We start from the raw sequence: 21,690 nt of genomic DNA, 5'->3' as shown, positions 1-21,690 counted from the left end.
AAACTATTTCATGAAGTCAGGTCTTAAAGCCTTTTTTGTTCATTTTTTTGTCGCCGTATTTTTTGTCTTGGTCGCCTTGTCATACTTTCATCCGGTTTTGCAGGGTAAGGTCATCTACCAAAGTGATATCGCCCAATATACGGGTATGGCCAAAGAGCAGAACGATTTTCGCAAAAGAACGGGCGAAGAACCATATTGGACCAATAGTGCTTTCGGGGGCATGCCAACATACCAATTGGGGGCGAACTATCCACATAATTATGTTAAACAATTAGATAAGCTCATACGCTTTTTACCAAGACCGGCAGATTATCTTTTTTTGTATTTTATCGGATTTTATATTCTTTTATGTTGCCTTAAGGTAGATTACAGGCTGGCCATAGTAGGTGCTATCGCCTTCGGTTTTTCCACCTATTTGATAATTATTCTTGGAGTTGGGCACAATGCCAAAGCACATGCCATGGGGTATTTGCCTATGGTTTTAGGGGGCATTGTTCTGGTTTTTAGAAAAAAATATTTTTGGGGATTTGTACTGACCACTATCGCTATGGGTTTGGAGGTTATGGCCAATCATTACCAAATGACGTATTATTTTGTGTTTTTGGTGTTGACGTTGGGTATTGTTTATCTCATTGATGCCATAAAAAAGAAAAAGCTAAAACATTTTTTTACATCCGTGGGAATCCTGGTTTTGGCTGTTGTGTTGGGTATTGCGGCCAACACTACAAGTTTGCTGAGCACTAAAGAATATGCGGATTGGAGCACGCGCGGGAAATCCGAATTGACCATTAACCCCGATGGCTCCCCAAAGTCCGATTCAGATGGCCTTGATAAGGAATACATCACGCAATGGAGTTATGGGGTAGCGGAATCTTTGAACCTGTTCGTACCTAGATTATTCGGAGGAGCCAGTCAAGAAGATTTGGGCGAGGACTCCAAATCATTTAACTACTTAATGGATAAAGGCCTACAGAGAACGCAAGCATTGGACTTTGTAAGCAGCTTACCATTATATTGGGGGGAGCAACCGGGTACGTCTGGACCAGCGTATGTTGGGGCCATTATCTTTTTCCTTTTTATATTGGGGCTCTTTTTGGTAGAAAAAAAAGCCAAATGGTGGTTATTGGGTGGGTCGGTTATATCCTTATTGCTTTCCTGGGGCAAAAACTTTAGCCTATTGACCGATTTTATGATTGATTATTTTCCGCTGTATGATAAGTTTAGAGCAGTATCATCTGCTCAAGTAATCTTGGAGCTATGCTTTCCGGTATTGGCCATTTTGGCTTTAGCTGCAGTGTTCAATAAGAAAATTGAATTAGAAAAGAAAATAAGCGCTTTAAAATATAGTTTTTTTGTCATAACAGGGCTATCCATTACATTGTTTCTCTTAAAAGGGACTTTTGATTTTGAGAGTCCTGTTGATGCGCGTTTACGAATGACAGGGTTGGAAGAATTGCCCGATATGTTGAAATTGGATAGAAAAGCAGTGTACTCCCACGACCTTTTTCGTTCTTTTATTTACGTTTTGTTGGTAGCTGGGGTCTTATGGTTTTATTTGAGGAAAAAACTCAAAACCAACATAGCTATTGTAGCAATTGGCCTTCTAATACTTTTCGATTTGGCCGGTGTGAGTCAACGCTATGTAAACGAAGATAATTTTGTATCTAAAAGGCGAATGAACCAACCTTTTGCCAAAACCAAAGTGCATACGGATATTTTGGAGGATGATGGGCAGTTTCGTGTGTTTAACCCCTCGGAAGGCTTCAATAGTGCGAGTACCTCCTATTTTCATCAATCCATAACGGGGTACCATGCCGCCAAACCCGCTGCAATGCAAGATTTGTTTGATTTTTACATCTACAAGGGCAATAGAGGCGTTTTGAACATGTTGAATGTACGATACGTTATTCAACAAGACGAGAACGGGAAAAATTATCCCGGTTACAATCCCGAGGCCAATGGCAATGCTTGGTTTATTGAAAAGTTAAACCCTGTGAGCTCGGCAAATCAGGAAATCTTGGCCTTAGAGAATTTGGACACCAAAAATGAAGCTGTTATAAATACCAATACTTTTCAAAATATTGATGTATTTGATTATCAAAAGGATTCAACAGCCAGCATAACACTAACCGATTATGAGCCCAACCGTTTGGTATACAAATCATCAAACAAAAACAATGGTTTGGCGGTGTTTTCAGAAATGTACTATCCCGATGGCTGGTACGCATTGATTGACGGTAGGGAAGTACCCCACTTTAAGGTAAATTATGCCTTGCGGGCCCTGCAAATACCTTCAGGTGAACATACCATCGTATTCAATTTTAATCCAGAAGTGGTAAAGCTGGGCAGTAAAATTTCCTTGGCCAGTTCACTTATCTTGGCAATAGTGATTTTAGGAGGTATCGGCTTTTCATTTTGGCGAAAAAGGAAAAAAGGGGACAGGTAATGCAAAAGGTGCTCATCATTACCTATTATTGGCCTCCTGCAGGAGGTCCCGGTGTACAGCGATGGTTGAATTTTGTAAAGTATTTAAAGGATTTTGGGATAGAACCTATCGTATATGTTCCGGAAAATCCCAATTATCCCATAATCGACGAAAGTTTGTCCAAGCAAATCCCCAAAGGTATTACAATTGTAAGGCAGCCTATTTTTGAGCCCTATGGATTGGCGCGATTGTTTTCTCCCAAAAAGACCAAACGCATTAGTTCTGGCATCATCCAGACCAAGAACCAGTCTTTTATCGAAAAATCAATGCTTTGGGTACGTGGGAATCTTTTTATACCGGATGCTCGAAAATATTGGATAAAACCATCAGTCAATTACCTATCGGATTTTATAGCAAAAGAAAATATTAAAACGATAATTACGACCGGCCCCCCGCACAGTGTCCATCTTATCGGTCAACATTTAAAAAAACAATTGGAAGTGAAATGGATAACCGATTTTAGAGATCCATGGACTTCTATCGGGTATCATAAAAAACTTAAACTTACCAAAGCCTCACAAAAAAAGCATAAGCTGTTAGAGCATCTGGTTTTGAACAAGGCGGACAAAATTGTTGTGACCAGCCAAACCACAAAATCAGAATTTCAAGAAATCACGCGAAAACCTATCACGGTCATTACCAATGGGTACGATACCGATTACAATGGGGGTGCTTTTTTGGACGAAAGTTTTACGATTTCACACATTGGTTCATTGTTGACTGGAAGAAACCCGGAAAATTTATGGAGAGCTTTATCCGAACTGGCGAGGGAGAATGCTGTCTTTAGAACAGATTTGCAACTTGAATTTATGGGAGTTACCAGCCAAGATGTGTTGGACACGCTCTCAAAATACGAATTGGCACCTTATTTAAAGTTAAGGGGCTATGGTTCGCATGCAGAGGCTTTACGCAAGCAGCGAAGTTCACAGATTTTATTGCTGGTAGAGATAGATTCCCATGAGACTAAGGGTATAATTCCTGGAAAGTTATTCGAATACATGGCCGCCAAACGGCCTATTTTGGCATTGGGCCCTAAAGGTTGGGAAGTATCGGACATATTAGCGGAAACCCAAACCGGAGTTTTTTTCGATTATAGCTCCCATACCGAACTTAAAAAACTACTTTTAGATTGGTACGACCAATTTAAAAAGAATCAGCTCAAAGTGAACTCAAAAGGTATTGATACATACAGTAGAAGGCAGCTTACTAAAAAACTGACCGAATTCATATAGATGGGAATTGTCTTAAAGCAATCATTGAGTAACGCCGTGGTAACCTATCTTGGGTTTGGCATAGGTGCCGTTAACACACTATTTTTATACACAAACTTTATTTCTGACGAGTATTACGGTCTGGTAGGTGTCATCTTATCGACTTCCCTTATTCTTATGCCGCTTTTTTCATTTGGTGTACCACTCACATTGATAAAATATTATAATGCATTCACGGCCAAAAAAGAATTGGACGCCTTTTTGACCTTAATGCTGCTTCTGCCGATTTTAATGCTGCTGCCTATTGGCTTGGTCACCTATTTTTTTTACGATGATATCGGTAGTTTTTTGGCATCGGAGAACAGTATGGTAAAAAAGTATGTGTGGTACATTTTTTTCATCGGCATGGCCTTGGCCTATTTTGAGGTATTTTATGCGATGACCAAAGCCAGGATGAAATCGGTTTTTGGTAATTTTATGAAAGAGATTTTTGTACGCTTGGGCGTTACCGTTCTCTTGGTCCTTGTTTATTTAAGTATTATTGATGTTGATTTTTTCCTGAAAGCCTTGGTAGGGCTCTATATAGCTCGCATGCTGATCATGAAAATATATGCATATCGGCTGCACATGCCAAAACTGAACTTTGCTTTTCCCAAGAACTCATGTGCGATTTTAAGCTACACCACACTTATCATATTGGGCGGGTCATCAGCCGTAATACAGTTGGAAATCGATAAGTTTATGATAAATCAATATATCGAAATTCAAAATGTGGCCTATTACAGTGTGGCTATTTACATCGCAACGGTCGTTATTGTGCCGTCACGTGCCATGCATCAGATAACGCACCCGTTGACAGCGGATATTCTTGGCAAGAACGATATGGTACAATTAAAGAAACTATATCAAAAAAGCTCATTGACCTTGCTGATAATCTCAGGGCTTATTTTTATTTTGATTCTTCCCAATTTGGCTGACCTATATCAACTGCTACCGGAAGAATATAGAGGCGGATTCGTTATAGTTTTCTTGATTGGCTTGGTAAAGGTTTATGACTCCCTTTTGGGAAACAACAATGCCATTCTCTATAATTCCGATTATTATAAAGCGGTACTTTTTATGGGTGCCTTTTTAGCCGTTTTGACCGTAGTGTTCAATTTATGGTTAATCCCTTCTTATGGCATAGACGGTGCCGCCTATGCCACTTTTTTAGCCCTATTCATATACAACACGCTGAAAATATTTTATGTGAAGGTCAAGTTCAATATGTTGCCCTTTACGTTGGAAACTGCCAAGGTTTTTCTTCTGCTTATAGTGGTTTGTGGTATGTTTTATTTTTTGGAACTTCCCTTTTACCCATTGATCAATATCGGTTTTAAAAGTATATTGATCACGGGTGTATATCTATTTGTAATCTATAAGTTTAAAATTTCCGATGATGTTTATGGTATGCTACGGAAATTCTTTAAAAAGAAACCGTAGTTTTTTCTATCCAAACAATTGTAATGAAAAAAGCCCCGCAGGGACGAATCCGCTGCGGGGCTAAACAACTAACCAACCTAAAAACTATCTTAATATCTTCTTGTGCTTCTACTACTTCTAGATGCCGTACTTCTACTACTTCTAGAAGAAGGGGCTCTACTTATCGTTCTTTTGGTAGAAGAACTTCTGGACACTGTTCCCGAGCTTCTTGATTTTCTGCTTGCAGGCTTGACTGCGGCGGAACGTTGTGTTTTAGTACTTCTTGAAAAGGTGCTCCTAGAGCTGTTTCTACTTTGAGGTCTTTTGTACGTTTTAGTGCTTCTGGTTACGCTGGTACTTCGTGGTGTACGAGTGACCTCTCTTTTTGTGACAGTTCTCCCTGTACTGTTTGGTCTTACGGTACGTGTGCTTCTTTTAGTAACCGTTCTTTCAGTGGCATTTCTGTTTACGGCCTTTCTGTTGGCACTGTTCGATCTGTAATTTGAGCTTCTGTTTACAGTTCTATTGCCACGGTTTACAACACCTTTTCTGTCCAAAGACCTCGTGGTCCTAGCATTGCTATTTTTCCTAGTAGCAACCCTATCGCCGTTATAGACCCTGTTGTTCGTTCGTGTTCTAAGACCATCGTTACTCCTTCTCGCCCTATTGTTTTCACGAGCGACTACCCTGTTGTCATTTCTATATATGTTGCTTCTTCGCGTTCTATTGTATGTATAGTTGCGACCTACTTGGGCATAAGCTCTTCGAGTATTAAATCGGTAAGGTCTGTGAAAGGTATACCTAATCGGCTGATAGAATCTTCTATATGGCCTATTGTACACTAAACATAACCCCACGGCCGGCCTTGCGAAAAATCTATGAAAAGGCCTATATATATAGTTTCTGTTATATACGTTGATGAACCCTGTGTGACGGCTGTAGATACCTCTGTTATTGTAAAAAACATACATGCCGCCCAATCTGTTCACTCGTCCATTGCGATAGTTGATATTAATGTTACCAATTTGGTTTACACGACCGTAAAAGTCATAAAAAATTGGTACGTTTTCTACTTGTATTACCGCTCCGTAATCATCATACTGTGCGAAGGGGCTATAATCAAAACCTGAATTGAACGTGATGTTGGTACGACCAAAATTTACGTTGGCACCAATATTTACCCTATTATCTATATAAAAATCGAATTCGCCATCTGGATAAACCGAAAATGTAATGCCGTTCTCCACAAAGATGAAAGAGTTGTTGAACCTATAAGCATTGCGAGTGGCAACCTTATCTTCCAATGTACTGGCCATGATACCTGTGGTACCTAAAACGACCGCTGATAAAAGTAGTACGAGTTTTTTCATGATATAAGGTTTTAAATTCTAAGTGCAATTATTTACACTTGCCTTATACAAAACAAACAGCGTGCCAAAAAATTTAATAAATTATAATATCTTGATAATGAGTTGTTTAAAATTTTTAAATTTGTATTTCTGTATTTAATTTATCGAATTTTTACTTCTCATTTCAAAACAGCAATGCGTTTGAATGTTATTTTAAATAGAAATAGGCAACATAAAAATTGTATTTGAAGCTTAAATAAATTAAGATAAAAAAAGAATACTATGCTTGGTAAAAAGTACGTATTTAAAATCTACAATGACTTGTTATAATTTTTCTTTCAAATATCTCGCCGTATGAGATTGCTCGTTTTTTACAACTTCTTCCGGTGTGCCTTGAACGATCAGCTGTCCGCCATTCTCACCGCCTTCCATACCCAAATCTATAATATAGTCGGCACATTTAATAAGTTCAATGTTATGTTCAATCACTACGATTGAGTGCCCTTTTGCTATTAGGGCATCAAATGACTTCAATAATTTTTTGATATCGTGAAAGTGTAGTCCAGTGGTTGGTTCGTCAAATATAAACAAGGCTTTATCCTTTGTATTTCCCTTTACCAAAAACGAGGCTAATTTGATACGTTGTGCTTCACCGCCAGAAAGGGTAGAGGAGGACTGCCCTAGTGTTACATAGCCCAAACCTACATCTTGCAAGGGCTTTAGTTTGGTTATGATTTTATTTTGTTTACCGTTTTCAAAGAAGAGAATGGCATCATCTATGGTCATGTTGAGGACATCGTCAATATTGGCGCCTTCAAACTTCACTTCCAATACTTCTTTTTTGAAACGTTTGCCGTTACAGGTATCACATTCCAAGTGTACATCGGCCATAAACTGCATCTCTACGGTAATCTCGCCTTCACCCTTACATTTTTCACATCGGCCACCATCTACGTTGAACGAAAAATGTTTGGCCTGGTAGCCTCTTATTTTACTTAATTTTTGCGAGGCGTACAGCGCACGGATGTCGTCATAGGCCTTTATGTAAGTAACGGGATTGGAACGGGAAGAGCGTCCAATTGGGTTTTGGTCTACAAACTCCACATGTTGAATAGTACTGTACTTGCCTTCTACAGAAGTAAATTGCCCAGCTTTTTCACCATAGCCACCAACTTCCTTCAAAATAATGGGATATAACAGCTTCTTTACCAAGGTGCTTTTTCCGCTTCCCGAAACACCGGTAACTACCGTAAGCATGTTCAATGGGAAGTTTACATCAATATTTTTTAGGTTGTTTTCCCGTGCACCCTTTATTTTGATATGATTTTTAGAAGTCCTTCTTTTTTTGGGAACTTCAATTTCTTTTGAGCCGTTAAGATAACTTGCCGTTAGCGAATTGGATTTTAAAACCTGGGTCAGCGTACCGTGGGCCGTAACCTCCCCGCCATGCGTGCCTGCTTCCGGGCCAATATCTATGACTTCATCAGCTGCTTTCATGATATCCTCATCGTGCTCAACAACGATAACGGTATTGCCCAAATCACGAAGCGATTTTAGAACATCGATTAAATTCTCGGTATCTTTTGGATGAAGGCCAATACTGGGCTCGTCCAGAATATACATAGAACCTACCAAACTACTCCCCAGTGAGGTGGCCAGGTTTATCCTTTGGCTCTCCCCGCCCGAGAGTGTATTTGACTTTCGGTTCAAGGTCAAGTAGTTTAACCCTACCTTATCCAAAAAACCTAACCGGGTATTGATTTCCTTTAATAATCTCGTAGCTATGGCGGTATCATTGTTATTTAATGACAACTGGTCAAAGAAACCAATAAGTTTTTCTATGGAAAGTTCTACTAGGTCAGAAATAGATTTACCATCAATTTTAACATAATCGGTTTCTTTCCTCAAACGTTTGCCCTTACATAGGTTACATTTTGTTTTACCTCGATAGCGTGAGAGCATCACCCTATTTTGGATTTTATAACTTTTTTCTTCTAAGGTTTGGAAAAACTTATGAATGCCAATAAAATGTTTGTTACCGTCCCAGACCAATTGCTTTTGTTCTTCACTAAGCTCAAACCATGGTTTGTGAATGGGAAAATTGAACGTATGGCCCGAATTCACCAATTGATCCCGGTACCAGCCCATACTTTCCCCTCGCCATGGGAAAACGGCGTTTTCATATATGGATAAAGCGGTATTTGGGATGACCAGATCTTCATCAATTCCTATGACATCCCCATACCCTTCACATTTTGGACAAGCACCGTAAGGGTTGTTGAAGCTGAACAGGTGTATATTGGGCTCTAAAAAGGAAATTCCATCCAAATCAAACTTGTTGCTGAAAGGGGTTTGCTTTTCCGTTTTAAGTTCCTCGATAATGCATTCGCCTTTACCTTCAAAATAGGCCGTATCTATGGCATTGGCCAATCGGTTATAAAAATCCTCGTCATCTTTTGTTATAATACGGTCTATTACCAAATAAAACTCCCTGCCTATGTTGGTGAGTTTATCATCTATCCGTAGTACTTCGCCTTTATATTTTATACGGGCATAACCTTGTTTGCTTAAAAGTTGAAGTGATTTGCCGACCTCTCTTTCTTTGGGGATAACTATCGGTGCCAACAGTAACAATTTGGTCCCTTCTTCAAAAGATTTTACAAAATTGACAACATCCGTTACGGTGTGCTTTTTTACCTCATTTCCCGAAACTGGAGAAAAAGTTCTACCTATACGGGCATACAAGAGCTTTAGATAGTCATAGATTTCCGTTGTTGTGCCAACAGTAGAACGCGGGTTTGTGGAATTTACTTTTTGCTCTATCGCTATTGCCGGGGCAATACCTTTTATATAATCTACTTTTGGCTTGTCCAGTTTCCCCAAAAATTGCCGTGCATATGACGAAAGGCTTTCTACATAGCGCCTTTGACCTTCGGCATATAAAGTATCAAATGCCAAACTTGACTTTCCCGAACCGGACAGACCAGTTATAACGACCAATTTATTTCTGGGAATAACTACATCAATATTTTTGAGGTTGTGCAATTTTGCACCCTTTATAATAATATTTTCTTTGGGGTTGACATCTATAAGTGTGGTCATGCTCGTATTTAATACTGCAAAGATACGTTATGGGTTTTGTAAATGCCAACCGTTATTATCTTGCCCACAAACAATCATGATATTATCAATGTTTTTCCAGTAGAATATATTTTTTCTATATTTGAATCGTAATAAAAACCGAAACGCCTATAGCATACTATTACTTTTTTAAAAATTAACCTAAATAACTGAGACCCTTTAATTAGGACAAACTTAAGTTAAACCCCAAAAAAAGTAATTTGTATGAAACTACAAATCGAGGATTCGGTATTGGTAAGAGATTATATGAACGGAGACGAAAGGGCTCTGGAGCTACTTATCAGAAAACACAACCAACGCATCAGCAGTTTTATTTATTCCAAAATAGGCGACCGTAATATTACGGAAGACATATTTCAAGACACATTTATCAAAGTGATTCGTACCCTAAAAAAGGGAACATATAGTGAAGAAGGCAAATTTTTACCATGGGTAATGCGTATTGCACATAATTTGATTATAGATCATTTTAGAAAAAGTAGACGTTTGCCCAAGTTTGAAGGTAGTGATGACTACAATATTTTTTCAGTGTTGGGCGATGAAAAGTTAAATGCTGAAAAACAAATAATCAAGGATCAAATAGACAGCGACCTTTTGGTATTGATCGAACAACTGCCTGTTGATCAGCAAGAAGTTTTGACCATGCGAATGTATAAGGACATGAGCTTTAAGGAAATATCCGAAAACACTGGCGTAAGTATCAATACTGCTCTGGGCCGCATGCGTTACGCTCTTATAAATCTAAGGAAGATCATAGAGACGCATAATATCGTCTTGACCAATTAAATGGTGCTTCAACGATGCTATCATATTGGTCACTCCTTTTCAACTAATTAATATGTAATAGAACGAGCCAAGGCGATAAACCCATACATACTGCGTTATCTTAGTGTAACGAAACAAACAGAAAGTATGGAAAACATCTACACTAAAAAACAAAACGACTGCAAGCTTGTCAAAGCCAAACCGGAAACTGTTCAGTTTTTACTAAATTATTCAAAGTCATTGGACATTATAGAATATGGTAACGTAAAATTCGAGAACAATTTGAACTAGTACAGTTACTTTCTAACCATATAAGATAAACCTTCAGGCAACTGAAGGTTTTTTATGTTTATACCTAGACATATCTATCTTTTGATACTATTAAAAATTTGCACAATAAAAAACAAGTATCAGCAGACATCCCTTATTTATGTGATTTACTTGGTTTTAGAATATCATTTTTTGGTAAAAAATATAAAAACAGGGTTTGACATCAAAAAAATGGGGTTTGACAACAATGTTTTTACTCCACCTCTACATTTACATACTTTTAACATGTAATTAAAAACAAAAACTATTTAATCACATTAATCAGTAACTCAATATCCCCAAAATTTCTAACCAAAAAATCTATCTCATGAAAGTACAAATTGACGATTCAGTATTAGTAAAAGATTATATCAACGGAGAAGAAAAAGCTCTTGAAATATTGATCAACAGGCACAACCAACGCATCAGTAGCTTTATCTATTCCAAAGTACTGGATCGCGACGTTACCGAAGATATCTTTCAAGACACCTTTATAAAGGTTATCAAAACCCTTAAAAAAGGAACGTATAGCGAAGAGGGTAAATTTTTACCATGGGTAATGAGAATATCACATAACCTTATTATTGACCACTTCAGAAAAAACAAGCGTATGCCCAAATTTGAAGGCAGTGACGATTTTAACATTTTTTCGGTCATAGGGGACGATAAATTGAATGCCGAAAAACAAATCATAAAAGAACAGATCGATAGTGACCTTACTTTATTGATCGATGAGTTACCGGACGATCAGCGCGAAGTTTTATTAATGCGTATTTATAAGGACATGAGCTTTAAGGAAATTTCGGAAAATACTGGGGTTAGTATAAATACAGCCTTGGGCCGAATGCGGTATGCACTCATAAACCTTAGAAAAATCATAGAAAAAAACAATATTGTATTGACTACGTAAAAGCACCTTTTTTTGTACAGTGCAATATTTCCATATCAGTGGCGTTATTTATGTATAACAACACAGAAAATATGGAAAAAGTTTACTCTAGAAATCAAAAAAATTGCAAACTTGCCAAAGCACGTCCTGAAACGGTTCAGTTTTTATTGAACTATTCCAGTTCCCTTCGAATAGTGAAGCACAAAAAATTCATTTTTGAAAGTAATTTAAATTAAAATCAAAAAGACCCTTCATTTACGGGTCTTTTTGATTTTATAGTATTCGTTCAAAACTGTTTTTCTCCCGATTGTTTTGGTTATGATATCTTTTTCCAAATCCCAGCCCCTCGCCGGGGAATAATCCCTTCCGTACCAAATTATTTGTAAGTGTAGATCGTTCCATAATGCTTTGGGAAATAAACGCTTGGCATCTTTTTCGGTTTGTACAACATTTTTGCCATTGGTAAACCCCCAGCGGTACATTAATCTATGAATATGAGTGTCTACGGGAAAAGCCGGTATGCCAAAAGCTTGTGAAACCACAACACTTGCCGTTTTATGGCCTACGGCCGGTAAATCTTCCAACAACTCAATGTTTTTTGGCACTTCTCCTTTATATTTTTCGATCAATATTTTTGACAGTCCGTGAATTCCTTTTGATTTCATGGGTGATAAGCCAACGGGGCGTATGATATCCCTTATTTCCTCTACCGACATTTTTACCATATCATACGGGTTATCCGCTTTTTCGAAGAGTAGGGGGGTTATTTGATTTACACGTACATCGGTACTTTGAGCCGACATTAAAACGGCAATCAATAAGGTGTAAGGATCTTTATGTTCCAAAGGAACCGGAATGGTGGGATATAATTCCTGTAATGTTCTAATTGTAAAATCTACTTTTTCGGATTTCGTCATTTTTTGTTTAATTTTATCATCAAAATATTGAACATTAATTTAAATTAAATAATTACTATGAATACATTAAAAGTAGGTGATAAAGTTCCTTCATTTTCTGCAAAAGACCAAGATGGCAACACCGTAAAACTATCGGATTATAATGGCAAAAAACTAATTGTCTTTTTTTATCCCAAGGCGAACACACCTGGTTGTACTGCTGAAGCATGCAATTTAAGGGATAATTATAGCGAATTGCAAGCTCAGGGACATGAACTACTGGGTGTTAGTGCCGATTCCGAGAAAAAGCAGGCCAATTTTAAGAATAAATATGATTTCCCTTTTCCATTATTGGCCGATGAAGACCATACCGTAATAAATGCATTTGGCGTTTGGGGCCCTAAAAAGTTTATGGGACGCGAGTATGATGGTATTCATAGAATGACTTTTGTGATTGACGAGGATGGTGTAGTCTCAAAAGTTGTCGAAAAAGTCAAAACCAAGGATCACGCAGCTCAATTGTTGTAGGTGTCATCAATTTTGTTGAAAATAATTGATATAAAAAAGCCCTGATTTTTCAGGGCTTTTTTAATTCATATTAAGCGTTGTTTTTTTCTTCTTTCAAAAGTTTTCGTGTAAATAAGTTTTTCTCTTTGATCATTTCGGCAATACCCTCTGGAAGCATTTCTTCCCAACCACCTTCTCCGTTCATAATCCTTTTTAAAACTTCTCTTGAGAAAATATGCATGATTTCCGGATCATAATCAATAATATCCATCACCTTGCCATTGTATTTAAAGAATTTGTACAATTCTTTCATTCGTGGGTGAACCTTCACATTGTTACTGGTCATTACCTGTCCCGTTTCCGCATTTTTCATGGGATATAGATATACTTTTAGGTCTTTGAAAAATAATTTTCCAAAGGCTTCCAAAATACCCCCGCTCAAATGGCGGTAGTATTTTTCATCAAATACGTCGACCAAATTATTGACCCCCATCGTTAGGCCAATACGTTCTTTGGTATAGTTGTGAAAATATTCTACCAACTTAAAGTATTCTTGAAATTTGGATATCATAACTGTGTGGCCTAGAGAACATAACAATTCTGCCCTATCCATAAAATCCTGCTCATCAATTTCACCGGATGCTTTAAGATTCGAGAGTGTAATCTCAAATATCACGATGGTTTTGTCCAACTCTACCGTTTGTTCACGAACAAAAATATCGTAGGATTTTTGGAACATATCCATATTTACTTTGGTAACCGGTCTAAAGCTGCCTCGCAAGGCCAAAATATTTTTCTTATATAAAATAGCTGCCGGTAATAGGTTGTTGCCGTCCGGGCCGAACATGACAGCATCGGTCATATCGTTACGTATCAACTGAAGGCTCATCAACCTATTGTCCACGTCCTTAAAGTTTGGCCCCGAAAAATTGATCATATCGATTTCCAGGGTATCCTTATCTATGTGATCGTATAGGTATTTTAAAAGTTTTCTAGGTTTGTGATATTTATAAAAAGCCCCATAAATAAGGTTTACCCCTAAAATGCCCAGTGTTTCTTGTTGTAAACGTGCCTCATTTTGTTTAAAGCGTACGTGTAGCACAATTTCATCAAACTCTTTCTGTTTTGTATCCAACTGAAACCTGATACCTATCCAACCGTGGCCTTTGTATCGCTTTGAAAAATCTATGGTTGCAACGGTATTCGCATAGGAAAAGAACAAACGGTCCGGGTGTTTGTCACGACTTATGCGTTCCTCCATTAACTGCATTTCATGGGCCAACATACGCTTTAGCCTAGGTTGTGTTACATAACGCCCGTCTTTTTCAATACCGTAGATAGCATCGCTAAAGTCTTTGTCGTAGGCACTCATGGCCTTGGCAATGGTGCCCGATGCGCCCCCGGACCTAAAAAAGTGCCTTGCTGTTTCTTGACCGGCACCAATTTCTGCAAACGTTCCGTAAATATCGGGGTTAAGGTTTATTCTTAAGGTCTTTGCTTTTATGGAAGGGATATTTTCAAAAGCAATTTCTTTTCTCAAAACAGAGGCCATTTTAGATGGTTTAATGTTAAACAAAGTTAATAAGATTGGCGTATCTTTTTAATAAATAAGTTATAATTTTGAAATAAATAGGCGAACCGTTGAGAATTACTTTTTTGGGCACTGGAACTTCACAGGGTATTCCCGTTATCGGGAGCCAACACCCCGTATGCCTCAGTAAAAACCCAAAAGATAAGCGCCTACGGGTGTCGGTTCTCGTAAGTTGGGACGATTATAATTATGTAATTGATTGTGGCCCTGACTTTAGGCAGCAAATGCTGACCAATAAGGTAACCAAATTGAACGGAATCCTATTTACCCATGAACATTCGGACCATGTGGCGGGTTTGGATGACATTAGACCTTTTTTTTTTAGACAGGGCGATGTTCCCATTTATGCACATGAACGTGTTGTGATTGCCTTAAAAAAACGGTTTGATTATATCTTTACTGATGAAAACAGGTATCCGGGTGCGCCAGCGGTAAAAGTCAATCTTATTCAGAACAACTCACCTTTTGAAATCGGGAACACGTTCGTTGAACCGATTGAAGCATTTCATAATAGGCTACAGGTTTTTGGTTTTAGAATTCATGATTTCACGTATTTGACCGATGTAAAATCAATTTCCAAGACTGAAATCAAAAAAATAAAGGGTACAAAAGTATTAGTGGTGAATGCCCTAAGGCAAGAAGCACACCATTCCCATTTTAATTTAGAAGAGGCTTTGGGGTTTGTAAAGGATGTAGCTCCCGAAAAAGCTTATTTTACCCATATTAGCCACCACTTGGGTTTTCATGACGAAGTTGAGGCTACATTACCCGAAAATGTACATTTAGCATACGATAACTTAATTGTAGATATATAATGAAGCAAAAAATTTTTCTGTACCTATTTATTTTTGCCGCTTTGATTGCACTCTATCTTTTTGTGAGCAATGGTAATATGCAGAAGGTCAAAGATGAACGCCTAAAGAAAATGGAAACCCAAGTCGTGCAACTAAAAGATTCCGTTCAACATGTACAATTGGAAAAATTGGATATGCAATACTTCTCCTTGGAGAACAACGATGATGCCCTAGCGTATTACGACCATTTAAAAATTGAAAACCCCTCTCGCTATATAGCCGATAAATTGTTGGAAACCAATGAAAAAAAAGGCGATAACCCTTTGATACCCTATGAAGGCATGCAAAGCGATTTTAAGATAAACAAAATCAAAATTTTAAACCATAAATGGATCATTGCGGACTTTTCAGATGGTAAATATTGGGGTGAGCTACTCATTAAATATGAACTCAAAGATGATTTGGGTGTGGATTTTACCTTGATGGATAATTTGCTGTATACGCGAAGTGGCCAGTAAATGATGGATTAAATTTTATCTTCCAACCATTTTTTAAAGGAGTAAAAGTTTTGTGGTGCAACACCGTGTCCCGTAGGGAACTCTTCGTAGGTATGGGGTATGTTCAGTTTTTTAAGAAAATCCGGGATTTTTTGAGCCCATTCCACGGGAATGACCTGATCTACTGAACCGTGGGAAGCATAGACGTTTAAATGGCTAAGCTTTTTTTCGCCATGCTCGAGTGATATTATTTTTTCATTGATATACCCACTGAGGGCTATAACGTTTCTTATTTTTTCAGGATAGGATAGCGCAACGGCATAGCTTAAAATCGTTCCTTGGCTAAATCCCAACAATGTAATGTTTTCTTCATTTAAATGATAGGTGGCACAGGCTTCATCAATAAAACCAATAATTTTTTCACGTGATTTTATGGCTTGCGCATCATCGCTCCATTTTCCTTGGTCGGCATCAAAGTGTATTGCGTACCATGCATTGCCAAAGGGTTGCAAGGGATAAGGGGCCCTTACCGAAATTATACAAAGTTCTTCGGGTAGCTCGGGCGCAAACGAGAACAAGTCTTCCTCATTACTGCCATAACCGTGTAACATAAAAAGTACTGGAGGTTTTCCGTTTTTTAATGAAGATGGTCTGATAAGATGTTCAAGCGATAAGGGAGCCGTTGTCATTTGGATGAGAGGTTTTTAGGTTTATAGGTTACTGAGTTTATAGGTTGGGCTAATTTAGCGGTTTATCCGGTTTTCTCATTTTGTCGCTTTTTACTGGATAAACGTGAACCATTTCTGAAAATAGGGGCCTAGCACGGGAACGGACTGCTCTTTATTGCTCAGTGCGCCCAAAAAACCATACACCCAAAGCACAAAATAGAACATATAAAGTCCGTAAAACGCATATTGGTTAAACCATTGACTTAAAAATAGGGCACAACCAATGAAAATTATGTGAAGCCCAAAGGCCTGCCGAGTATGAAAACGGGCAAAAGCGTTTTTGGGTTCAGCGTTCATACTCATGGCAATCAAAGCCCCAACTATGGTAAAATAAGCAACAATAGCTGTAGTTTTTCCTTCTTTTTGCTGTTCCATAGTTCAAAGTTAGCCTAACCCGGAATTTTGGACAAAAAAAGAGGCTCTATAATTAAAGCCTCTATAAATTTTACAGAATATAAATCAAGTTTACTTACCGCCAATGGTACCGATTACAGGTAACGGCTCTGCTTTTAAATTGACTGCATTAATAATCCCAAGAATTATTAAGATTAGTGGTATGTAAGATAAAAAGCTTAAGAGACCGATTCCAGTAACCGAAACTAAAATATTTACTACAATAGAAATAACGATCGCTAAAATAAATACCCTTAGGGACTGACCGATGTGAAATTTAACGAACTCGTTATTTTTATCTTTATTCATGAAATACGCAATAATAAGACCAATTACAGTGATGTAACTGATTATAGCCATTGTTTTCCCTTCTTCTTTTGTGTTTTGATCCATAATTTATAGTTTTTAAGGTTGATTAATTTATATATAACTTGGCAATCGCTAAATTATTATCTGACCATTGGAAATTATTCCATAAACGCTTCCTTTCATGGCACAATACAATGCGGCAGAGTTTTTAGAAGTGCTATCGATATGTTTGGGGGTAAATTTATATTCACTGGTACTCTCAAAAAGTGTTAGGTTGGCTTTTTCTCCCTTTTCTAGTTGCGGTGTTTCTAGAGTGTAACGTTCCCTGCCTTTGGTCAGTAGCCCGATTACCGCTTCAATGTCAAATAAAGTGTTCAAAATACCAAAAACACTCTCGAGGCCTATACTACCGTAATCTGCATTGTCAAATTCCACTCTTTTTCCTTCAACATCAATTGGCGTATGGTCAGATGTTACGAAATCTATCGTACCATCTTTCAACCCCTTTATAAGGGCTTTGCTATCATTTTTACCTCTCAAAGGCGGCAACAATTTATAATTGGTGTCAAATTCCTCCAACGTATCATCGAACAAATGTAGATTATGAACGGCTACACTACAACTAACATCCAATCCCTTTTTCTTGGCGTCCGAAACAAGTTTTACCGAATTTGCGGTTGAAATACAGGGTATATGTAACTTCCCACCCGTATATTCCAAAATATATAGGTCCCTTGCGATTTGAAGCTCTTCGGCCAATGCGGGAATACCTTTTAAGCCCAGTTTGGTAGATACCGTGCTTTCGTTTACGATACCTTTTCCCGCAATTTTTAAATCCAACGGGAACGAATGTACCAAACCGTTGAAACCTTGGGCATACTGCAGGGCGATTTTTAAAAGGTTCGCATTTTCAATCGGACGCTTGTAATCATAAAATCCTACCGCACCAGTATTTTTCATATCAAAAAGTTCCGCTAGGTCCTTTCCCTCGCTTTTGACCGTAACCGCCCCTAGGGGATGAAGCCCTACCGCATGGCCATACGCTTTATTTTTCAAAAAAGAAATATCAGAGCTGCAGTCGGGTACCGGATGGGTGTTGGGATTTAGCACAATATCGGTAAAACCGCTTTTTGCTGCCGTATATAAACCGTTAGCTATAGTTTCTCGCTCTTCAAAACCTGGCTCACCAAAACTGACACTGCTATCAAACCATCCAACAGATACACATAGATCTTTTAAATCGATTATTTTGGTTTTAGAAGGGGCTTCAAGTTTGATGCCGATACTTTCGATAACCCCGTTTTTTACAAGAATATCTCGCTTTTTTAGGTGGATATCCCTGTAGCGCTCGTCTATAATTTTGGCCGATTTTATGAGTACGTTCATTGAAGGAATTTTTGAAGCAATATTTCGATTCCGATAAAAGCCAACGCTAAAATAACAAACCATTTCCAAAGCTCATCTACATTCTGCTCATTTTGGATTTCCTGAAAAAGCGATGCGATTGAATCTCTTTGATTCTCAGCAGCATTCATATTTAAATAAGTAAGCTCACTTTCCTGCCTATTGTGGTTGAAACTGATGTTGGCAAGCAAATTCTCTCCGTTTTTTATTATATAAATACCTTCTTGCACCGTGTTTTTATCAAAGAACAAACTTACCTTATTGGCTGCGGACTGTTGTCTGGGTATAAATTCATGATCCGTCTTTGAAATTTTCAATATTTGGTCTTTTGAAAGCGTAACCGGTATGTCAACGGCTGTGTTAGGCCCTATTTGAGCATAAAGCTGTGATAATCTCAAGCTGTTGATACCCATATTATAAAAAGTGGGCACGATCAACGGTGAGCTTTGAAAATTTGAGTTGTTATTTTGTATAGGTGCCGTAAAAATATAAATACCATCAACACCTAATAAAAAAGGTTGACCATCTTGAAATGACAGGGCTTTTGGCGCAGTGGTCTTTATTCTGTACGATTGGTTTACCGTTGGGTACTGAAAATTGGTCACTTTTTTATCAAATACATTTTCAAAAAGCGGATGGTCAAACACTATACCGGATATATTTTTCTCAACAGTTGTTTTCTGTACAAATTCGGTTGAAAAATAAGGTTCCAAAAACTCATTATAGATGGGTATATCAATGTTTTCAGGTGGTATAATGATCAAATTGCCTCCGTTACGGGTAAATGTCTTTAATGTGGCCTGTAAAGAATTGGGTATAGTGTTCAACTCGTTCAAAACAATGAGGTTTTGTTTTTCTATATCGGCATAGTTCACGCTATTAAGGGAAAAGGTTGAAAAATCAAACTCATCGTTTGTATAAATACGTTTTAAAAAATCAGTATCTGTCTCCCCAATGGCCATTACCTTTATTTTTTTCTTTTTGTTGATGGTAAAGTATAAGGCATTGTCATAAAAAAGATGCTTGTCGTTTATTGTTATTTTCCCGTTTATGGTTTCTTTGCTCGGCAAGGAAAAAAGGACTTTGGTCTTTTTACCAGTATCAAAGCTAGCCGATGTTTTGGCTATTAATTTGTTACCGTTAAAAAGTGATACCGGAATATTATCATCGGTATCTGAACTACTGAGTTCTACGGACAATTCAAGATTGGCCGCATTGTTGGTGCTCAAATAAGCGGTATCGATAGCAATGTTTTTATTGTCAGTGGCGAACAGCGGTATTGCATACGAATTGAAACTTGCAACGGTATCGGTAGGTAAGGGAGCCATACGTTGTTGAAAATCAGATATGAATATGACGTCTCTTATCGTGTTTTCTTCATTGCTCAAAAGCGAATTGGCCTTAAGATGAATTTCTGATAAGTTCAATTGTTTCTGGGTAAAGGGTATCGCTAAAAGATCGTTCTGTATTTCTTTCAGCGTTACGCCCTCAAATACACCATCATTGGTAAAAAGACTAAACTTACTGTTCTCGGGAATATGTTCCAGTAATTCTTGTTTGGCATTTTCCAAGAGGGTCAAGTCATCGGTTTTTGCCTGCATGCTGAAAGAATTATCCAGGTAAATAACTGTTTCGCGCTGCTTTAACGCTTCATTTTTGGCAAAGAAAGGTTGGGCAAACGCTACAATTAGTGCTGCCAGTAAAAATAGTCGGGTAAAGAGCAAAAGCCATTTTTTGAGTGTACTGCTTTTTCGGGATTTGGAAACAACCTTTTTAAGAAACTTTACGTTTGTAAACGGTGTCTTTTTAAAACGCCTTAATTGAAAAAGATGAATGAATATAGGGATGAGTAGAAGAAATAGGGCCCAAAGTAGTTCTGGATGTTTAAACTGCATTCCTAAATTTGATGTAGCGCAAAGATACTTACTTTGAGTTTATAAATACACAACCCGTCAGCAGAAGAAAAAGAAATCGTTCATTTCTGCTTGATTCAGTCGTGAAAAATACCCTCGGATGGTCTTTTGGGCATCTTGGTTGGCTACGGTCACTATGGTTTGTGAGTTGCCTAATTTATCACATGTATTAAAATGCTGCATTTCTTTCCCGTATATGGATTTTCCGATTTTTTTTGGATTATCGCACACCCAGTAGAAATCGATATTTTTTTCCATCAAGGCTTTTGCAATACTTTTCCCTTTGTTGCCCGCTCCCCATAGTATCAAATTTCGTTCAGGGATATACTCCAGCTTTAAGAAATAATACAACTTCAAGTCCAAAAAATAATTTTGGGCATAATGCTCGCTTGTTCTTGAAGTTCTGTTCTCGTAATCACGCCAATGGTGTAAAATTTCATCACAAGGGATACATTTCAATCCGTTTTCATAAAATCGAAAAGCCAAATCGTAGTCTTCGGGATATCGGTCAGGTTCAAATGCGCCGCACATATCCAAATCTTCTCTGTGTACCATCCAACAGGGGGAGGGGATAACACATTCTTTATAGATTTCTGAATAGTTGATACCCTTTTTGGTCAGTGCGTTTAGCCATTTTTCATATCGGGCATAACCATTGCCAATACCTTTGTCCGAAAAATAGCTGACTTTACCGATGGCCAAATGTCCTTTCCCGTTTTTATTCAAGGCATTGACCATGACCTTGAGCTTGTAGGTAGTCATAACATCATCGGCATCCATTCTAGTAATATATTTTCCGTTACTTTTTGAATGGGCGAGACGAAGTGCTTCAATGATTCCGTTCCCTGTATTATCATACACCTTGAATCTATTATCTTTTTCGGCGTAGCTATTCGCGATTTTCAGACTATCATCGGTTGAATTATCGTTTACGGCCAAAACTTCCCAGTTCTGATACTTTTGGGCCGCAATAGAATTAAAACAATCCGATATAAATTTCTCGGTATTTTTAAATGGAATCAATACACTGACCAAAGGATTATTCATT

At 37.9% G+C, this 21,690-nt stretch carries 19 protein-coding genes; 9 read left to right on the top strand and 10 right to left on the bottom strand.

Translation table 11 applies throughout. The annotated features are described in order from the left end of the window. Positions 1–10: 10 nt before the first annotated feature. Genes HYG79_RS17760 through HYG79_RS17750 form a run of 3 tightly spaced genes read left to right on the top strand, consistent with a single transcriptional unit; the run spans position 11 to position 5,178 of the window. A complete protein-coding gene (locus HYG79_RS17760; RefSeq protein ID WP_179243403.1) occupies positions 11–2,446 on the top strand; it encodes a YfhO family protein in 2,436 nt (811 codons plus the stop codon). Next, positions 2,446–3,717, top strand: a complete 1,272-nt coding sequence (locus HYG79_RS17755) for a glycosyltransferase family 4 protein (RefSeq protein WP_179243402.1) — start codon at positions 2,446–2,448, stop codon at positions 3,715–3,717. Before HYG79_RS17760 ends, HYG79_RS17755 begins: the two co-directional genes overlap by 1 nt. Then, the gene (locus HYG79_RS17750) at positions 3,718–5,178 is read left to right on the top strand and encodes an oligosaccharide flippase family protein (protein WP_179243401.1); all 1,461 of its coding nucleotides are present in this window, start codon (positions 3,718–3,720) and stop codon (positions 5,176–5,178) included. Positions 5,179–5,267: 89 nt separating this feature from the next. Here HYG79_RS17750 and HYG79_RS17745 read toward each other — a convergent pair whose 3' ends face one another. Together HYG79_RS17745 and uvrA are read right to left on the bottom strand one after the other, a co-directional pair. Next, on the bottom strand, positions 5,268–6,527 hold the full coding sequence (locus HYG79_RS17745; RefSeq protein WP_179243400.1) for a hypothetical protein: 1,260 nt from the start codon (positions 6,525–6,527) through the stop codon (positions 5,268–5,270). A 303-nt stretch (positions 6,528–6,830) separates the two neighbouring features. Next, entirely contained in the window at positions 6,831–9,608 is a 2,778-nt protein-coding gene (uvrA, locus tag HYG79_RS17740) for an excinuclease ABC subunit UvrA (RefSeq protein WP_179243399.1), read from the bottom strand. A 243-nt stretch (positions 9,609–9,851) separates the two neighbouring features. On the opposite strand from uvrA, the gene HYG79_RS17735 reads away from it, so the two are divergent. The 3 genes from HYG79_RS17735 to HYG79_RS17725 all read left to right on the top strand — a co-directional run bounded on the left by HYG79_RS17735 (position 9,852) and on the right by HYG79_RS17725 (position 11,631). Further along, positions 9,852–10,433 (top strand): sigma-70 family RNA polymerase sigma factor, encoded by a 582-nt coding sequence (locus HYG79_RS17735; protein ID WP_179243398.1) that lies wholly within the window; start codon positions 9,852–9,854, stop codon positions 10,431–10,433. A 126-nt stretch (positions 10,434–10,559) separates the two neighbouring features. Then, positions 10,560–10,703 (top strand): hypothetical protein, encoded by a 144-nt coding sequence (locus tag HYG79_RS17730; protein ID WP_179243397.1) that lies wholly within the window; start codon positions 10,560–10,562, stop codon positions 10,701–10,703. Between the two features lie 346 nt (positions 10,704–11,049). Further along, positions 11,050–11,631, top strand: coding sequence for an RNA polymerase sigma factor (locus HYG79_RS17725; RefSeq protein WP_179243396.1), 582 nt, complete (start codon positions 11,050–11,052; stop codon positions 11,629–11,631). A 230-nt stretch (positions 11,632–11,861) separates the two neighbouring features. Here HYG79_RS17725 and HYG79_RS17720 read toward each other — a convergent pair whose 3' ends face one another. After that, positions 11,862–12,527: an endonuclease III domain-containing protein gene (locus HYG79_RS17720; protein WP_179243395.1), complete on the bottom strand. Its 666-nt coding sequence runs from the start codon at positions 12,525–12,527 to the stop codon at positions 11,862–11,864. Positions 12,528–12,584: 57 nt separating this feature from the next. On the opposite strand from HYG79_RS17720, the gene bcp reads away from it, so the two are divergent. After that, entirely contained in the window at positions 12,585–13,034 is a 450-nt protein-coding gene (bcp, locus tag HYG79_RS17715) for a thioredoxin-dependent thiol peroxidase (RefSeq protein WP_179243394.1), read from the top strand. Positions 13,035–13,104: 70 nt separating this feature from the next. Here bcp and HYG79_RS17710 read toward each other — a convergent pair whose 3' ends face one another. Beyond that, the gene (locus HYG79_RS17710; RefSeq protein WP_179243393.1) at positions 13,105–14,565 is read right to left on the bottom strand and encodes a nucleotidyl transferase family protein; all 1,461 of its coding nucleotides are present in this window, start codon (positions 14,563–14,565) and stop codon (positions 13,105–13,107) included. Between the two features lie 89 nt (positions 14,566–14,654). On the opposite strand from HYG79_RS17710, the gene HYG79_RS17705 reads away from it, so the two are divergent. Together HYG79_RS17705 and HYG79_RS17700 are read left to right on the top strand one after the other, a co-directional pair. Beyond that, positions 14,655–15,419, top strand: a complete 765-nt coding sequence (locus tag HYG79_RS17705) for an MBL fold metallo-hydrolase (protein WP_179243392.1) — start codon at positions 14,655–14,657, stop codon at positions 15,417–15,419. Then, entirely contained in the window at positions 15,419–15,916 is a 498-nt protein-coding gene (locus tag HYG79_RS17700; protein WP_179243391.1) for a hydrolase, read from the top strand. The genes HYG79_RS17705 and HYG79_RS17700 overlap by 1 nt, the downstream gene beginning before the upstream one ends. A gap of 8 nt (positions 15,917–15,924) precedes the next feature. Here HYG79_RS17700 and HYG79_RS17695 read toward each other — a convergent pair whose 3' ends face one another. From HYG79_RS17695 to HYG79_RS17670, 6 genes are all read right to left on the bottom strand, one after another. Further along, the gene (locus HYG79_RS17695) at positions 15,925–16,584 is read right to left on the bottom strand and encodes an alpha/beta hydrolase (protein WP_179243390.1); all 660 of its coding nucleotides are present in this window, start codon (positions 16,582–16,584) and stop codon (positions 15,925–15,927) included. A gap of 90 nt (positions 16,585–16,674) precedes the next feature. Further along, positions 16,675–16,998, bottom strand: coding sequence for a hypothetical protein (locus HYG79_RS17690; protein WP_179243389.1), 324 nt, complete (start codon positions 16,996–16,998; stop codon positions 16,675–16,677). A 90-nt stretch (positions 16,999–17,088) separates the two neighbouring features. After that, positions 17,089–17,409 (bottom strand): DUF4870 domain-containing protein, encoded by a 321-nt coding sequence (locus HYG79_RS17685; protein WP_179243388.1) that lies wholly within the window; start codon positions 17,407–17,409, stop codon positions 17,089–17,091. Between the two features lie 48 nt (positions 17,410–17,457). Continuing rightward, the gene (locus HYG79_RS17680; RefSeq protein WP_179243387.1) at positions 17,458–18,711 is read right to left on the bottom strand and encodes a dihydroorotase; all 1,254 of its coding nucleotides are present in this window, start codon (positions 18,709–18,711) and stop codon (positions 17,458–17,460) included. Next, the gene (locus HYG79_RS17675; RefSeq protein WP_179243386.1) at positions 18,708–20,624 is read right to left on the bottom strand and encodes a BatA domain-containing protein; all 1,917 of its coding nucleotides are present in this window, start codon (positions 20,622–20,624) and stop codon (positions 18,708–18,710) included. The genes HYG79_RS17680 and HYG79_RS17675 overlap by 4 nt, the downstream gene beginning before the upstream one ends. A 57-nt stretch (positions 20,625–20,681) precedes the next feature. Next, a complete protein-coding gene (locus HYG79_RS17670; RefSeq protein ID WP_179243385.1) occupies positions 20,682–21,689 on the bottom strand; it encodes a glycosyltransferase family 2 protein in 1,008 nt (335 codons plus the stop codon). Between the last annotated feature and the right edge of the window lies 1 nt (position 21,690).

It is taken from the genome of Costertonia aggregata (assembly GCF_013402795.1).
Lineage (GTDB): Bacteria > Bacteroidota > Bacteroidia > Flavobacteriales > Flavobacteriaceae > Costertonia > Costertonia aggregata.
This window is presented reverse-complemented; position numbering and strand designations above follow the sequence as displayed.

Bases quoted from the DNA above. Each gene is read 5' to 3' on its own strand.
- HYG79_RS17760 (WP_179243403.1), top strand. From the start codon at position 11: ATGAAGTCAGGTCTTAAAGCCTTTTTTGTTCATTTTTTTGTCGCCGTA.
- HYG79_RS17755 (WP_179243402.1), top strand. From the start codon at position 2,446: ATGCAAAAGGTGCTCATCATTACCTATTATTGGCCTCCTGCAGGAGGT.
- HYG79_RS17750 (WP_179243401.1), top strand. From the start codon at position 3,718: ATGGGAATTGTCTTAAAGCAATCATTGAGTAACGCCGTGGTAACCTAT.
- HYG79_RS17745 (WP_179243400.1), bottom strand. From the start codon at position 6,527: ATGAAAAAACTCGTACTACTTTTATCAGCGGTCGTTTTAGGTACCACA.
- uvrA (WP_179243399.1), bottom strand. From the start codon at position 9,608: ATGACCACACTTATAGATGTCAACCCCAAAGAAAATATTATTATAAAG.
- HYG79_RS17735 (WP_179243398.1), top strand. From the start codon at position 9,852: ATGAAACTACAAATCGAGGATTCGGTATTGGTAAGAGATTATATGAAC.
- HYG79_RS17730 (WP_179243397.1), top strand. From the start codon at position 10,560: ATGGAAAACATCTACACTAAAAAACAAAACGACTGCAAGCTTGTCAAA.
- HYG79_RS17725 (WP_179243396.1), top strand. From the start codon at position 11,050: ATGAAAGTACAAATTGACGATTCAGTATTAGTAAAAGATTATATCAAC.
- HYG79_RS17720 (WP_179243395.1), bottom strand. From the start codon at position 12,527: ATGACGAAATCCGAAAAAGTAGATTTTACAATTAGAACATTACAGGAA.
- bcp (WP_179243394.1), top strand. From the start codon at position 12,585: ATGAATACATTAAAAGTAGGTGATAAAGTTCCTTCATTTTCTGCAAAA.
- HYG79_RS17710 (WP_179243393.1), bottom strand. From the start codon at position 14,565: ATGGCCTCTGTTTTGAGAAAAGAAATTGCTTTTGAAAATATCCCTTCC.
- HYG79_RS17700 (WP_179243391.1), top strand. From the start codon at position 15,419: ATGAAGCAAAAAATTTTTCTGTACCTATTTATTTTTGCCGCTTTGATT.
- HYG79_RS17695 (WP_179243390.1), bottom strand. From the start codon at position 16,584: ATGACAACGGCTCCCTTATCGCTTGAACATCTTATCAGACCATCTTCA.
- HYG79_RS17690 (WP_179243389.1), bottom strand. From the start codon at position 16,998: ATGGAACAGCAAAAAGAAGGAAAAACTACAGCTATTGTTGCTTATTTT.
- HYG79_RS17685 (WP_179243388.1), bottom strand. From the start codon at position 17,409: ATGGATCAAAACACAAAAGAAGAAGGGAAAACAATGGCTATAATCAGT.
- HYG79_RS17680 (WP_179243387.1), bottom strand. From the start codon at position 18,711: ATGAACGTACTCATAAAATCGGCCAAAATTATAGACGAGCGCTACAGG.
- HYG79_RS17675 (WP_179243386.1), bottom strand. From the start codon at position 20,624: ATGCAGTTTAAACATCCAGAACTACTTTGGGCCCTATTTCTTCTACTC.
- HYG79_RS17670 (WP_179243385.1), bottom strand. From the start codon at position 21,689: ATGAATAATCCTTTGGTCAGTGTATTGATTCCATTTAAAAATACCGAG.